The 15,233-nt window shown below is 31.3% G+C and carries 10 protein-coding genes and 1 tRNA gene; 2 read left to right on the top strand and 9 right to left on the bottom strand.

All coding sequences use genetic code 11. The features are described from left to right. Nucleotides 1-6: 6 nt before the first annotated feature. The 6 genes from recQ to AB3G34_RS06400 all read right to left on the bottom strand — a co-directional run bounded on the left by recQ (nucleotide 7) and on the right by AB3G34_RS06400 (nucleotide 8,901). Entirely contained in the window at nucleotides 7-2,121 is a 2,115-nt protein-coding gene (recQ, locus tag AB3G34_RS06425; RefSeq protein WP_369753830.1) for a DNA helicase RecQ, read from the bottom strand. Between the two features lie 123 nt (nucleotides 2,122-2,244). Continuing rightward, on the bottom strand, nucleotides 2,245-2,649 hold the full coding sequence (locus AB3G34_RS06420) for a DNA primase (RefSeq protein WP_369753829.1): 405 nt from the start codon (nucleotides 2,647-2,649) through the stop codon (nucleotides 2,245-2,247). A 9-nt stretch (nucleotides 2,650-2,658) separates the two neighbouring features. Further along, nucleotides 2,659-3,630, bottom strand: coding sequence for a deoxyhypusine synthase family protein (locus AB3G34_RS06415; protein WP_367753167.1), 972 nt, complete (start codon nucleotides 3,628-3,630; stop codon nucleotides 2,659-2,661). A gap of 95 nt (nucleotides 3,631-3,725) precedes the next feature. Next, entirely contained in the window at nucleotides 3,726-5,126 is a 1,401-nt protein-coding gene (locus AB3G34_RS06410) for an arginine decarboxylase (protein ID WP_367753165.1), read from the bottom strand. A gap of 288 nt (nucleotides 5,127-5,414) precedes the next feature. Next, complete coding sequence (gene aroB / locus AB3G34_RS06405; protein WP_369753828.1) at nucleotides 5,415-6,494, bottom strand: 3-dehydroquinate synthase; 1,080 nt, start codon at nucleotides 6,492-6,494, stop codon at nucleotides 5,415-5,417. A 10-nt stretch (nucleotides 6,495-6,504) separates the two neighbouring features. Further along, entirely contained in the window at nucleotides 6,505-8,901 is a 2,397-nt protein-coding gene (locus AB3G34_RS06400; RefSeq protein WP_367770002.1) for an O-antigen ligase family protein, read from the bottom strand. Between the two features lie 163 nt (nucleotides 8,902-9,064). On the opposite strand from AB3G34_RS06400, the gene AB3G34_RS06395 reads away from it, so the two are divergent. Continuing rightward, entirely contained in the window at nucleotides 9,065-10,234 is a 1,170-nt protein-coding gene (locus AB3G34_RS06395) for a proline dehydrogenase family protein (protein WP_367769999.1), read from the top strand. 101 nt (nucleotides 10,235-10,335) lie between these two features. On the opposite strand, the gene AB3G34_RS06390 is transcribed toward AB3G34_RS06395, so the two are convergent. Then, nucleotides 10,336-12,120: an ABC transporter ATP-binding protein gene (locus tag AB3G34_RS06390; protein ID WP_367753158.1), complete on the bottom strand. Its 1,785-nt coding sequence runs from the start codon at nucleotides 12,118-12,120 to the stop codon at nucleotides 10,336-10,338. Nucleotides 12,121-12,336: 216 nt separating this feature from the next. Between AB3G34_RS06390 and AB3G34_RS06385 the strand changes: the two genes are divergently transcribed. Further along, a tRNA-Val gene (locus tag AB3G34_RS06385) sits at nucleotides 12,337-12,411 on the top strand. Between the two features lie 61 nt (nucleotides 12,412-12,472). Here AB3G34_RS06385 and AB3G34_RS06380 read toward each other — a convergent pair. Further along, nucleotides 12,473-13,657 (bottom strand): PAS domain-containing sensor histidine kinase, encoded by a 1,185-nt coding sequence (locus AB3G34_RS06380; protein WP_369753826.1) that lies wholly within the window; start codon nucleotides 13,655-13,657, stop codon nucleotides 12,473-12,475. Between the two features lie 151 nt (nucleotides 13,658-13,808). Further along, nucleotides 13,809-15,158: a sigma-54-dependent transcriptional regulator gene (locus AB3G34_RS06375; RefSeq protein ID WP_367769993.1), complete on the bottom strand. Its 1,350-nt coding sequence runs from the start codon at nucleotides 15,156-15,158 to the stop codon at nucleotides 13,809-13,811. Nucleotides 15,159-15,233: the final 75 nt, after the last annotated feature.

Raw genomic sequence — 15,233 nt, 5'->3', positions numbered from 1 at the left:
CAGGTTTTACTTATTACGATTCTCTTTTTCGATGATTGTTAAAGCGAGTCTTATTTTATCGTAAGCAATTTTTTCTTCAAAAAAATCAAAATATGGTTTTAAGGTAGCTGGGCTTTCTAGTTTTGTCTTGGCTTGTTTTACAAGAATTACTTCTTCTTTAGATACAAATTGAAATAAATCAATATTTGCACCATCTAAGTATAATTTAGCAACGTGCGACATAATAGTTCCTAATCCTAGATTTCTTTTTAAAGCTATTTCATCAGGCGGTAACCCGCTTTGAAACAAGGCAAGCGTTTCTTTATAGGTGTTAGATTCTTTCTTTGTTTTTACCTCTTTGTTTTTATGGAAGTCAATGATAGCTTTTATAAATACATCACCATATTTTTCTAATTTTACTTTACCTACACCATCAATTGCAATAAGTTCTTCATCGCTCATGGGTCTTAAAGTTTCCATTTGGCGTAAAGCCGCATCACTAAAAATCACATAAGCAGGAACACTTTCGTTTTTTGAAATTTCGTATCGCAATTTTTTTAATTTTTCAAAAAGAGAATTCGTACTGAACTTTGTTTTTGGTTCATTGACTGCAATTTTTTCTGTATTTGCTTTTACAACTGTAGTTAATTGTACTTTATCACCTTCAAATAAAACCTCACGTGCCAAAGAGGTTAATCTAATTTTGTTTTGTTGATGAAAAGCTATTTCACAATAGCCTTGATTGATTAACTGAATAATGTATTGATTCCAGTCATACCAGGAAATATCACTACCGACGGCATACGTTTTTAAATTCTGATACTCTTTTTCGAAAATATAAGCATTTTTTGAACCTCTTAAAAAGTCAACTATAACGGGAAGTGGCTCTGACTCTTTTAATCGCATAATGGCTGATAATGCTTTTTGAGCGATAATCGTTCCGTCAAAAAATTCGGGTGGGTTTTTACAAATATCACAATTTCCACAATTTTCAGGTACGAGTTCCCCAAAATAGGAAAGCAATATTTTTCTTCGACAACTTAAAGCATCTGCGTATTGCTTCATTCTTTCCAGTTTTGCGAGTTGCACTTCGGCGTTTAAGCCTTGAGATGCAAATTTTTGTAATTGGATTACATCGCCGTAACTTTCGAATAAAATGGTTTCCGAAGGTAGTCCATCTCGTCCTGCACGTCCAATTTCTTGGTAGTACCCTTCAATATTTTTAGGTAGATTATAATGAATGACCCAGCGGACATTTGACTTATCGATTCCCATACCAAAAGCAATAGTTGCGCAAACTACTTGGCAATCATCATTTATGAATTCATCTTGCGTTTTTGATCGAATTGTGTTTTCTAAACCAGCATGATAGGCTTTAGCATTTATACCAACTTTTTGAAGTTTTTCGGCTAATTCCTCGGTTGTTTTTCGGCTTAAGCAGTAAATAATTCCTGATTCAGATGGCTTTTCGCTAATGAACTCAATAATTTGTTTGACTCTGTCTAGTGCTGGTCGAACTTCTAAACTCAAGTTTTTTCTATCGAAAGAGGATATGAATAACTTGGCATTATTTAGGTTTAATTGTGTGCTAATGTCTTTACGTGTAGCTTTATCTGCAGTCGCAGTTAAAGCTAAGATTGGAGTAGAAGGGAAGCGATTTTTTAAGTATCCTAAATTGGTATATGCTGGACGGAAATCATGTCCCCAAGAAGAAATACAGTGCGCTTCATCAATCGCAATTAAGCTAATGGTTATTTGACTAAATGCATTTTCTAAATACGATAAACTCTCAGGAGCTACATAAACAATTTTTACTTTGTTGTCTTTAAGATTCTGGATATGTAATTGTTGTTCTCCATCTGTTTGGCTACTATTGATGTAGCAAGCTTGAATTCCGTTAGTTTTTAAACTATCAACCTGATCTTTCATCAAGGCAATTAGCGGAGAAATAACTATTGTAATTCCTGTAAACAAAAGTGCGGGTAATTGAAAGCAAATAGATTTTCCGCCTCCAGTAGGCATAATTGCCAATGTGTCTTGACCGGAAATGATTGAATTAATAATTTTTTCCTGATTGGGTCTAAATTTTTCAAAACCAAAATTTTCTTTAAGTGTATCGTGTAGTATCTGTGATGTAATCATAATAATGAGTAAACAAGAATGTAATGAATTTAGTAATAATGGAATCTTACATTTGAATTAAATAGTATTCGATTAATAAAAAAAAAGGAACTCAAATAAGAGTTCCTTTTTTTTTATAATGAATTAATCTTCATCATCGTCATCGTCGTCTTCATCAGAATAATCTTTTTTATCTGAATCTTCGTCATCCTCATCGTCATCAGTTTCAGGTTTATCGACAGCGTCGTCATCATCATCATCATCATCGTCATCATCTAAATCAAGTCCTTTTATTGGGATGATTGGTTCGATTTCGTCATCGATTTCGTCATCTTCGTCATAATTTTCAATTCTATCAGCAAGTTTCATACTTACTTTAACTAAATAAATAGTGTCCTCAGTACGCACTTCTACAGCTTCAATTAATTCGTTTTTAGCATTTCTAAAACGAATTATATCGGAGTCATCATAACCATCAGGAAATCGTTCTACTAAAAGATTTAAGATTTCATTGGTCAATTTTGCGTAATCAACAATTACTCTTTTCATAATAATATTCTATAAGTCTAATAAATAAGCGAAAATTAAAGGCGCTACAATAGTAGCATCTGACTCAATAATGAACTTTGGAGTATTAATATCTAGTTTACCCCAAGTTATTTTTTCATTTGGTACAGCTCCTGAATAAGAACCGTAACTTGTTGTTGAATCTGAAATTTGGCAGAAATAACTCCAAAAAGGAATGTCATGCATTTCCATATCTTGATACAACATTGGTACTACGCAAATTGGAAAATCTCCTGCAATTCCACCACCAATTTGGAAAAAACCGATTCCTTTGGCACTGTTTTTTGGGTACCAGTCTGATAGATAGACCATATACTCAATTCCTGATTTCATTGTAGAAGCTTTTAAGTCTCCTTTTATTACGTAAGATGCAAAAATGTTCCCCATAGTACTGTCTTCCCAACCTGGTACAATAATAGGTAAATTTTTCTCAGCGGCAGCATACATCCAGCTGTCTTTTAAGTCAATTTCATAGTATTCTTCTAATACTCCTGAAAGTAACATTTTGTACATAAATTCGTGTGGGAAATATCTTTCTCCTTTGTCATCAGCATCTTTCCATATTTTATAAATATGTTTTTGTAAACGACGGAAAGCTTCATGTTCAGGGATACAAGTGTCAGTAACTCTATTTAATCCTCTTTCTAATAAGTCCCATTCGTCTTGTGGTGTCAAATCGCGGTAATTAGGTACTCTTTCATAATGTGAATGAGCTACTAAATTCATAACATCTTCCTCTAGGTTTGCTCCTGTACAAGAAATGATTTGTACTTTATCTTGTCGAATAATTTCAGCGAAGATTTTTCCAATTTCGGCTGTACTCATTGCACCCGCCATACTCACCATCATTTTGGCACCATTTGCTAATTGTTGTTCGTATGCCTTAGCAGCATCTACTAAAGATGCAGAATTGAAATGCAAATAATGTTTTTCTATAAACTGACTTATAGGTCCTTTACTCATTGTGTTGGTTTTAAATATTTAAAAATCAGATACTTGAAAAAAATGTAGTTATCCAAATATAAGAAATTTTTAAATTGACTAATTGTATTTAATATTTATTTTTTATCGTAACCTAAAATTTTTAAAACATCATCTGAAGTTTGTTGTTCTGAAAAAACTTCTGTTGCCAAAATTCCATTTTCATCCCTATCAATTAAAATATGTTTGGGTTGAGGGATAAGACAGTGATGTAAACCTCCGTACCCACCAATGGTTTCTTGATAAGCTCCAGTATTAAAGAAACCAATATATAATGGTTTTTCTTTATTGTATTTTGGTAAATAAATGGCATTCATGTTTTGTTCTGAATTGTAATAATCATCACTATCACATGTCAATCCACCTAGTAAAACTCTTTCATAAGTTTCATTCCAACGGTTAACCGCTAACATAATGAAACGTTTGTTAATTGCCCAAGTATCTGGAAGCGTAGTTATGAATGAAGAATCGATCATATTCCATTTTTCTCTATCATTTTGTTGTTTTTGATACAAAATTTGATAAATGGCACCACCACTTTCACCTACTGTAAACGAACCAAATTCAGTAAAAATATTTGGAACATCAACCTCGGCTTCATCACAAGCAATTTTAATTTGATTGATAATTTCATCAATCATATATTGATAATCGTATTCAAATGCCAATGAGTTTTTTATTGGAAAACCACCACCAATATTTAATCCGTCCAATGTTGGACATTCTTTCTTTAGGGCAATATAAACTTTTATACATTTTACTAATTCATTCCAATAATAGGCATTATCATTAATCCCTGTATTGATAAAAAAGTGCAACATTTTCAGTTCTAACTTATCGTTTTCTTGAATTTGTTTTTTATAAAAGTTCACAATATTTTTATAACCAATTCCTAGTCTAGAAGTATAAAACTCAAATTTTGGTTCTTCCTCTGCAGCAATACGAATTCCAATCTTAAATTTCCCTTTAATTTCCGCTTGAAGCAAATCTAATTCTTCAAAATTGTCAATAATAGGAATCGTATTTTTATGTCCGTTATTGATTAAACGGGCAATGTTTTCTATATATTGATCTCTCTTAAAACCATTACAAATAACATAGGTGCTTTTATTTATTTTACCATTTGCCATTAAATTTTCTACAATATTAATATCAAAGGCAGATGAAGTTTCAATATGAATATTGTTTTTAAAAGCTTCATTCATGATGAACTCAAAGTGAGAGCTTTTAGTACAATAGCAATAATAATATTTAGCCTCATATTTATTCTTTTCCATCGATTTACGAAACCAGCTTTTGGCTTTGTTGATGTTATTTGAAATTTGAGGTAAGTAGGTGAATTTTAATGGTGTTCCATATTGTTCCACCAATTTCATTAAATCGATATTATGAAACTGAAGATTATCTTTGTTTAAAGTAAATTCTTCTTGCGGGAAATAATAGGTTTGATTAATTAAGTCTGTATACTTTGTATTCATTTGTTTTTGAGTAAATTATGAGATTAAATTGAAACGAAATTAATCTATAATTCAAACTCTTATATTGGCATAAATGATTTGTAATTTTTCGTGATCAACTTTTAAATACTGAAATAGATCAAAACTAAAGTTTCCTTTAATAGAATTGAAACGCTTCAACATTCTTAAAAAAGAAATATTGTTTCCACTCCAATTTTTACTAAAATTTATTCTGTTTTGATTTGTTTTCATTGGGGCAAATGTAAAAAATAATTTATACGTAATGCAATCCTTTTTGGTAAAAAATAATTATGATTTATAATCATTAAATGCACTAAGAATTAATTCATTTTCAACAGATTGATTGATTTTGATTTTTCCAATTCCTTCTATTAAAGCAAACTGAATAGTTCCATACTCATTTTTTTTGTCATGAATGAGCAATTCTAGTATAGGTTCAATGTCATTTTCATGAAATTCAATGTCATCAAAGATCGCTTTAATGGCTGTTTTTATTTGGTTGTATTCTTCTAAGGTAACTAATTTTTTTACAAATGAGATATAACTTTCTAAAATCATCCCTACAGCAATTGCTTCTCCATGTAATAAAGTAGTTTTTTGTTCATTTTCCAAAAAATAACTTTCGATGGCATGCCCTAAAGTATGTCCAAAGTTTAGTGATTTTCTAAGGTTTTTCTCCGTTGGGTCTAATGTTACAATTTCATTTTTAATTTCAACAGAACGGTAAATTAATTCGTCTAAATCAGCATAATTAATAGCTTTTAAATCTAGGAATTGTTCCCAATATTTTTTGTCATAAATCAAACCGTGTTTTAACATTTCTGCGAGACCAGAACGCATTTCGTTTTGTGGAACCGTTTCTAGATAGGCTGTGTCAATAAGTACCATTATAGGTAAATTGAAAACCCCTATTTGGTTTTTAATATTTCCAAGATCAATACCGTTTTTACCTCCTACAGAGGCATCTACCATTGAAAGTAGCGTTGTAGGAACATTAATGAAATCAACACCTCTTTTAAAAGTAGAAGCGACAAACCCACCTAAGTCGGTAACAACACCACCACCAACGTTAATAACAAGACTTTTTCTATCTCCTCCTAGTTCAGTCAATACATTCCAAATTTGAACACAAGTGTCGATATTTTTATTGATCTCTCCATTTTCAAATTCAATTATTTCAATCGTTAAATCGGTTTCTAAATAAGGTAAGAATTTAGGCAAACAAAATTCATTAGTATTACTGTCAACTATAATGAATATGGTTGAATATTTACTTTGTTTTAAATGTAAGTTTAAAGCTTCGTACCCTTTTTCATTGAAATGAATGGGGTGATTGCTTGCTTCTATGGTTTTTAACGAATTCGGCATATTAATTAATTTAGTTACAATACTGGACTACTAATGCTGCAGCTCCAGGATAATTTTTGTTCTCTGCCAATTTTAAATTTTGACAGCCTTTTTCTCTATTTTTTGTGTTCAAATAAGACGCTCCAAGTAAAAACTCAGTTTTCCCATCAGTTAGAGTTGGCGAATTTAAGGTTTTTTCTAAATAAATTATGGCAGTTTTAAACTGATTTAACTTAAAATAACAAATTCCTATATTCTGTGTAATTATTATATTTTTCGGATCATCTAATAATGCTTTTTTATAATATACTATAGCTTTGTCATATTTAGATTCGGTCCCATATTGATTGGCAATAGTGATGTTATTAGGTTTAACGGCTTCATTTTTAACTGGTTTTGATGATATAGTATTAGTCCTTAATCCATCATTTTGAAATGATTTTTTTCGGTTCAATAACGTTGTGTCGTTAGGAAATACCAATAATCCTGAATCAATAAATTGGATTAATGCTTTGTTTGAATATTGTGATTGTGCCAATGCACTAGAGGTATTAATCCAAATATTTGGTTTTTGAATGTACTTTGTAAATTGATTGTGGATTTGCAAAATTGCAGCTGTATCTTTTTTAATTGTTTCTACCACTATTGCTGTTAAATAATAGTCTTCACTTCGAGGTCTAATTTCAAATGCTTTTTTTGCATAAATATAAGCGCTATCTGTATTACCTAATTCTTTATAGATTCTATATTTATACCATTCCGTACGTCCTGTATGAGGATTAATTCTTTGTGAATTATTGAAATATTTTAAAGCTTCTTCATACTTTTTTTCCTTTAAAGAATAAATTCCAGCTAATTCAATATAAGGTTCTGAAGTTGTTGCTACGTTTGGAAACAAAGGGATTCTGTTGGCTATTTCACTTGCTGTAAATTGATATTTTGTTTCCTCTTGACTCAAATCAATTCGAGTTTCGTTTTCTAATCGATAGGCTTTAAAAGAGCTATAAGAAAAGTATAATGTACTAGTGCTTAGTAATATTAGAGTAATAGTAACTATTTTCTTAAAGTGAAATTCTTTAATTGTAGCTATTGGATTTGCATTTAAGATTGTCAATGCTAGAAAAAAGCAAAAATTAATTTGCATAGTAGGCCTGTACAAAGGAAAATTAAATAAGGCGTCGATTCCATAACTGACCATTAATAACAAAGCAAGGGAAGCTATAATTTGTGCTTCTTTTTCCTTTTCATTAAAAATATTTTTTAGGTTTAATAACAGTCCAAAAATGAAAATAAATAAGTAGACAATTGAATTCAAAATTCCGGTTTCGGCAGCAATTTCAAGAAAATCATTGTGTGGATGAGCGGAAATTTGCAAATCATTTGTCTGAGTTTTTTCGTAAGCAATTGATTCAATTTTCCAATTTCCGAGTCCTATTCCTAAAACAGGATTTTTTTTGATGATTTCAAAAGCATTTCCCCAATAGGTTAACCTTGCATTTTTTGAAGCATCTTTTTCTTTTGAAGAACTAATTTGCAAAACACGATTTGTAACCGACTTATATCTGTCATTGTTATTGCTTTTTTCGAAAATAATATTCGCAACAAAAAAGGCAATAAGAAGAGGAAGAATAATACTTATGTAATTTATATAATTTTGCTTTTTTTGATTATTAATTTTTAGAAAAACTATAATAAAAAGAATAATTTCAACAAACAAACTAATATAAGAAGCTCTCGAAGCGGTTAAGAAAATTAGTATTGTTGCCAAAAACAAACTCAAAACCAAAAGCCATTTTTTCCATTTTGTGAAGTGCGTAATCGCTAATAGTATAAATGGGATTTTGCCTGCTAGACTTGCGGCAAAAATATTGATATTACCTGTATTTCCTTTCAACATGGATAAACCATTTGTAATATCAGTTGATTTGGATGTTCCTATAAAATCACTTAATGCTAAATATGCTTGTGCAAAAACACTAATTGCAACTAATAAAGCAATTTTGTAAATTAAATCAAAATTATTGTAAAGTAACACAGAGAGGTTTATAAATAAACTAAAAACGGTAATAATTTGCATAAAGTTGACAACCGCTAATGAAAAATTATTAGCAGAAACTAATGAAATACTACATAATACTAAGAAGCCGATATAAGTCTTAAAAAGGATACTTTTTTTAAATACTGCTGCTAATCCGTTTGAAATTAAATCTTGATTTTTATAAAAAAATAAGCTTGTAATTATATTGATGACAGAAAGATATAAAAATTGAGGGGCTATAATTTCGACACTTCCAAATTGTGGAAAAAAGTCAATAATTAAAAAACTTACAATAAATAGGAGTAAGATGGTTTCGTAATAAACTTTATTGTCTGTATTAAATTCAATGTTTTCCCGATTTTCAGAACTAGGTTTGATTGGCTTAGTCATTTACTGTTTTTTATATAAGTTTACGTTTTTCAAATTTATTGAATATTTTTTCTTGAAGTACTTATTTAGGAAAATTATCATAAAAAACAATTATGATTAATTTAATGAGAAATTGACAAAGAAAAATCAAACTATATCTATATTTGTGCAAAAATATCAGCATATGGAAAAAATATTCAATAATACACAAGTTGCCTTTTCATTAAAAAGCGATACCGAACTGGATAGAGCTTATTTTCTTTTCAAAATGATTGCAAATCAGCCTTTAGTACGCATAGGAACTGCAGTTACTAATTTTGCTTTAAAAGCAAATCTTCCTGTTGAAGGATTAATAAGAGCTACTGTTTTTGACCATTTTTGTGGTGGTGTAAATGAGGAAGACTGCCTTTCTGTTGTAGATAAAATGTATACAAAAGGAGTTTCTTCAGTATTGGATTATTCTGTTGAAGGAAAAGAGGAAGAGGATCAGTTTGATGCCGCTTTAAAAATGACCTTGAAAACAATTGATTTTGCTAAAGAACGTCAAGCTATTCCATTTGCAGTTTTTAAACCTACGGGTCTTGGTCGTTTTGAATTGTATGAAAAAATAGGGGAGAAGCTACCACTGACTCCTGATGAACAAGAGGAGTGGGATAGAGTAGTAGCTCGTTTTGATTTGGTTTGTAGTGAAGGACATAAAAAAGATGTTGCCTTATTAATTGATGCAGAGGAAAGTTGGATGCAAGATGCTGCTGATGCATTAGTGACTGAAATGATGCGTAAATACAATAAAGAAAAGGCTATTGTTTTCAATACATTGCAAATGTACCGTTGGGATCGATTGGATTATTTGATGAAATTAAAAGAGCAGGCGGATAAAGAAGGTTTTTTTATTGGAATGAAATTAGTTCGTGGTGCTTACATGGAAAAAGAAAATGTTCGTGCTGAAGAAAAAGAATATCCATCACCAATATGCGCCACAAAAGAAGCTTCGGATGTCAATTATGATGCTGCAGTACACTATATGATTAATCATTTAGATACCATGTCAATTTTTGCTGGAACTCATAATGAATCGAGTACGTATACGTTGATGGAACTAATGAACGAGAAAGGAATTAAGACAAATGACAATAGAGTTTGGTTTGGTCAACTTTATGGGATGAGTGATAATATCAGTTATAATCTCGCAGACCATGGTTATAATGTTGCCAAATATTTGCCTTTTGGACCTGTGAAAGATGTTATGCCGTATTTAATTCGTCGTGCTGAAGAGAATACTTCTGTGGCTGGACAAACGAGCCGCGAATTAGAGATGATAAAAGCGGAACGTAAAAGAAGAAAAGGAAAATAAATTATATTTCACTGTAGCTTTTTCATTTTAAAAACACACACCCAATTTTATAAAAAAAACCATTTGTTTTAGCAAATGGTTTTTTTTATCATCAATCTTAACTAAGAATTACTAAACTGTAAGTTACTTAAGTTTTTATATTTACCGTTTTCTAGAGAAATTAGTTCTAGGTGCGTTCCTTGTTCTGAGATGATTCCGTTATCAAGTACCAGAATTTGATTGGCACTACGAATAGTAGAAAGTCGGTGCGCAATAATGATGCTTGTTCTACCTTCCATTAATATTTCTAAAGCTTCTTGAACAAGCTTTTCACTTTCGCTGTCTAATGAAGAAGTGGCTTCATCAAGAATCAATATACTTGGATTTTTAAGTAAAGCTCTAGCAATAGCAATACGCTGTCTTTGACCACCGGAAAGTTTGATTCCTCTTTCTCCTACTAATGTTTCAAATTTCTCTGGGAAACCTTCGATAAAATTAAAAGCATTCGCTTGTTTAGCAGCTAATAGAATTTCATCTTCACTTGCATCAGGTTTTCCGTAGGCTATATTTTCTCTAATGGTTCCTCCAAATAATATGACATCTTGAGGAACAATACTCATATTTCCACGAAGATTTTCTAAATCGTAATCGTATATATTTTTACCGTCAATTATAATTTCGCCACTATCAATATCGTAAAAACGTAATAATAAGGAAGCAATAGTTGATTTACCTGTTCCACTAGGGCCAACAATAGCGATCTTTTGTCCAAATTCAGCAGTGAAATTAACATTTTTTAAAACATTTATTTCTTTTCTTGATGGATAACTGAAAGCCACATTTTTGAAGGTGACATTTCCTTTAATTTTGTTTTTTACAGCATTTTGTACGGAATTAATTTTTTCAGGAGTTTCCTCCAATAATTCAAACACACGCTCCGTGGCACCAATTGCTTTTTGTATTTGTGCATACAATTCAGCAATACCTCCAAAAGAAGCTCCTACAAAAGTAGAATAGAGGACAAATGAAATTAACTGTCCCACACTCATCTCGCCACTAATACTCAACCGAACACCAAACCATACTACGGCTACAATAGCACCAAACAAACAGAAAATTATAAATGAAGCAAAATACCCTCTATATTTTCCGCCTTTAATGGCTAATTTTACTACTTCTTTTATTTTTCCGTCATAACGGGCAATTTCATACCATTCATTGGCAAAAGCCTTAACAATACTAATACCTTGCATGGTTTCTTCAACAATCACCTGACTTTCGGCTACTTGATCTTGTACGTTTTTAGAAAATTTTCGAATAAACCGACCAAAAATTACTGCAGCAACAGCAACTAATGGTACTACTGATAACATCAATAAGGTTAGTTTAAAACTTTCAGTCGCCAATAGAGCAACACCACCTATTATTAAAATGAATTGCCTTAAAAACTCTGCAATAGTTGAAGTTAGCGTATCTTGAATTTGTGTGATATCTGAGCTAATTCTACTATTCAATTCCCCAACACGTTTTTGAGAAAAGAAAGACATCGGTAGTTTTACCAAATTACTGTATAAGGACAAACGAAGGTTAGCCAATGTATGTTCAGTGAAATTGATAAACAATGACAATCTAAAAAATGAAAATATAGATTGCATAAAAAGAATACCTATTAAAAATAGTGCAATGGTATTAGCTTGAGCGTTGTCTTTATTTTTCACACAATCAATTAACAATCCCATTAATTTTGGGAAAGCTAAGGCAGTTGCTCCAGTAAGAAGTAAAAAGACTAATCCAACATAAAATTTCCAACGATGGTTACCAGCATATCGAAATATAAGGGTTGCTTTATTGAGAGAACTTGCAGTAATTTTTGATTTGGGTAAATCATTTTCTTTGAACCTTGCCATTATATATTGTTTATGACACAAATGTAATACTATAGCGTTTCATTACAAAAAAATTGTAGCCTTAGAAAATAGTATTAATATGTTGTAATAGAGTACTAAAGGATTTATTGCTTATTTTTTATTCATTTATTTTTAAATTTTGCTTGCAAATACAAATTCTAGATGTATATTTGCACACGCAATAACGAATAAGAAATTATTCTAATTGTAAAAATAGGGCGATTAGCTCAGCTGGTTCAGAGCACCTCGTTTACACCGAGGGGGTCGGGGGTTCGAACCCCTCATCGCCCACAAAACTTCTCAAGAAATTGAGAAGTTTTTTTTTGCTTTAACGTTTGTCGAAAAATTATAATCAATCTGTAATAAGACAAATAACAAAAGTAGTTTTTTCTTCCTCATTTTTATAAGCTAGATAGCCACCATGAGATTCGATAATATTTTTGGATAAGGTTAATCCAATTCCAGCGCCTTCTTTTCTTGTAGTGAAAAAAGGGAGGAAAATTTTATTTTCTATTTCGGGTTCAATGCCTTTTCCATTGTCTGATATTGTTATGAATGTCCTGTTTTCTTTGGCTTCAGCCGAAATAAATATCCGTTTTTGTGCTATTTCTTTTAAGGCATAAATACAATTGGTCAATAGATTGATAAATACTTGTTCCATTTGTTTTGAATCTGCTTCTAACCAATGATTAATAGTAATAGTATTTACAACTTCAATTCCTTCTTTTATGAATAAAGGAGTCATAATTTCAAAACTATTTGCAATGAGTTGTTGCAGTCTTATCTGTTCCTTTTTAGGTGATGGCAACATGGCAAGTTTACGGTAACTTTCTACAAATTGTTGCAAATGGTCACTACGGCGTAACATCGTTGCTACACTGGTTTTCATGTCTTCAAGATCATCCGAAGAAATGCTTTCTTGTTGTACTAACTCGTGTAAATTTTGCGAAAGCGAGCGAATAGGCGTAATGGAGTTTAATAGTTCATGTGAAATGACTTTCATTAAGTTCCCCCAAGCTTCTTTTTCTTTTTTCTCCACTACATTCTGGATAGAATCCAGTAAAATGATGAAATAATCTTGGTTGTAAATTTCACTTCTAGAGGTTTGCAGAACAAAAGTTTGTGTGTCTTGCTGGTTTACCCGTATTTCTAGTGAAGTCTTGATTTCTTGAAAATGGTGCTCTTCAATAATTTCGCATAAAGAAGCTAATTGATTCTTGAGGTATTTCCATTTTGAGACTTTGGGTACACTAAAATGTTTAGAAAAATAGTCATTCATCAAAAAGATATCCCATTCATTTTCTTGCTTTTGCAGTATTATAATTCCTGTTTCAACCGTATTTAAAATGGAGCGGTAAACCATATCTTTCGATATTTGTTCCTTTTTATCTGATTTTAACTTTTCATACAACTCAAATAATTTGATATAATTGTTATGTGATTTATGTTTTGAAAAATCAGCTGTGAAATCATTTTGCAGAATGGAAGTAATGGTTCTGTCATAAATTGAAAAAGCATTTTTTATGTAAAAAAACATTTCAGTTAGGAGTAACAATATTAAGACAACCGTAAATAAAGACGTAAATATTAAATCATTATGCAGTAGCCAAATCAAAAAGACAGAACACGCAAGAATGATTAGAACACGCAGAAATAAGAGTTGATATGTTTTTGAAGATTGGAACATATTAATGAGTACTGATGTTATATTTTTCTAAACGACGGTATAAAGCAGCTCTTGACAAACCTAATTCCTCAGCGGCTTTAGAAATATTATTATCATTTTTCAGCAATACTTTTTCAACAGTTGCTTTTTCTATTGAAGAAAGTTGGACGTCTTCAGGACTATTTTCGTACTGAGTAATTTCGTATAAATCAAGATCAGAAACAGTTATTGTATTGTTTTCACAAAGAATAACGGCACGCTCAATTCGGTTTTCCATTTCACGAATGTTACCGTTCCAGGCGTGTTTCTGAATTTGTTCTATTACTTTAGAATTAAAAATAATTTCGTCACGTTGGTATTTTTTAATCATTTTCTGTAAAAGATAATTGGCTAGCGGAATTTTATCTTCATCACGTTCTCGCAAAGGTGGAAGTATGATTTCCATAGTATTGATGCGATAGTATAAATCTTCTCTAAAGTTTTTATCAGCGACTTCTTGTTTTAGATTTAAATTGGTAGCCGTAATAATACGCACATTCAACAGTCTTGCTTTTGATTCGCCTAAACGGGTTACGGTTTTAGTTTGAATAACTTGTAAAAGTTTCGACTGTAAATGCAAAGGAACATTCCCGATTTCATCTAAAAAGATAGTTCCGTTTTGAGCCATTTCAAAACGTCCAGCAGTATCCACTTTCGCATCTGTAAAAGCGCCTTTTGCATAACCAAAAAGTTCACTTTCGAAAATATTTGAATTTAAAGAACCCAAATCAACGTGAATGAACGGATTGATTTTTCGTTCTGATTGACTAAAGATATGATGTGATAACACAAATTTTCCTGTTCCATTTTCTCCTAAAATCAGAACGTTAGCATCTGTTTTAGCGACTTTATCAGCTACAGCATACGCTTTTTTGATAGCTTCAGAATTTCCAATGAAATAATCGGTATCCATTTCAATTGGAGTAGGTTTCTTTTTCTCTTTTCGGGATTTATCAACGGCTTGTTTTACTACTTCAAGTAGTTTTTGGTTTTCCCAAGGTTTCAAAATATAATCAAACGCCCCCGCTTTTAAGCCTTCAACTGCTGTTTCTACCTTACCAAAAGCAGTCATTAAAATCACAACTGTTTTTGGCGAAAGCGTTTTTATTTCTTTCAATAAATACAATCCTTCTTTACCATCTTCAAAACCAATTCGGTAATTCATGTCCAATAAAACAACGTCTATCGTATTTTTGGCTAATAATTCGACTACGTTTTTGGGATTACTGAGGGTATAAATGTCTTCAAAATGCTTTTTAAGTAGCATTTTTGAAGCAAAAAGGATGTCTTCTTGATCATCTATTACTAGAATTGCGGCGTTGGTTTTCTTCATTAGTGTTCGGTTTCGGACAAAAAGTGTTCGGATATGAACACTTCAAAAAATCAATTTAAAATAAAAACTTCAAAA

Origin of the sequence: Flavobacterium sp. WC2409, from assembly GCF_041200085.1 — a bacterium.
Classification (GTDB): Bacteria; Bacteroidota; Bacteroidia; order Flavobacteriales; family Flavobacteriaceae; genus Flavobacterium.
The sequence above is the reverse complement of the archived record's forward strand: the minus strand, read 5'-3'. Positions and strand labels throughout refer to the sequence as shown.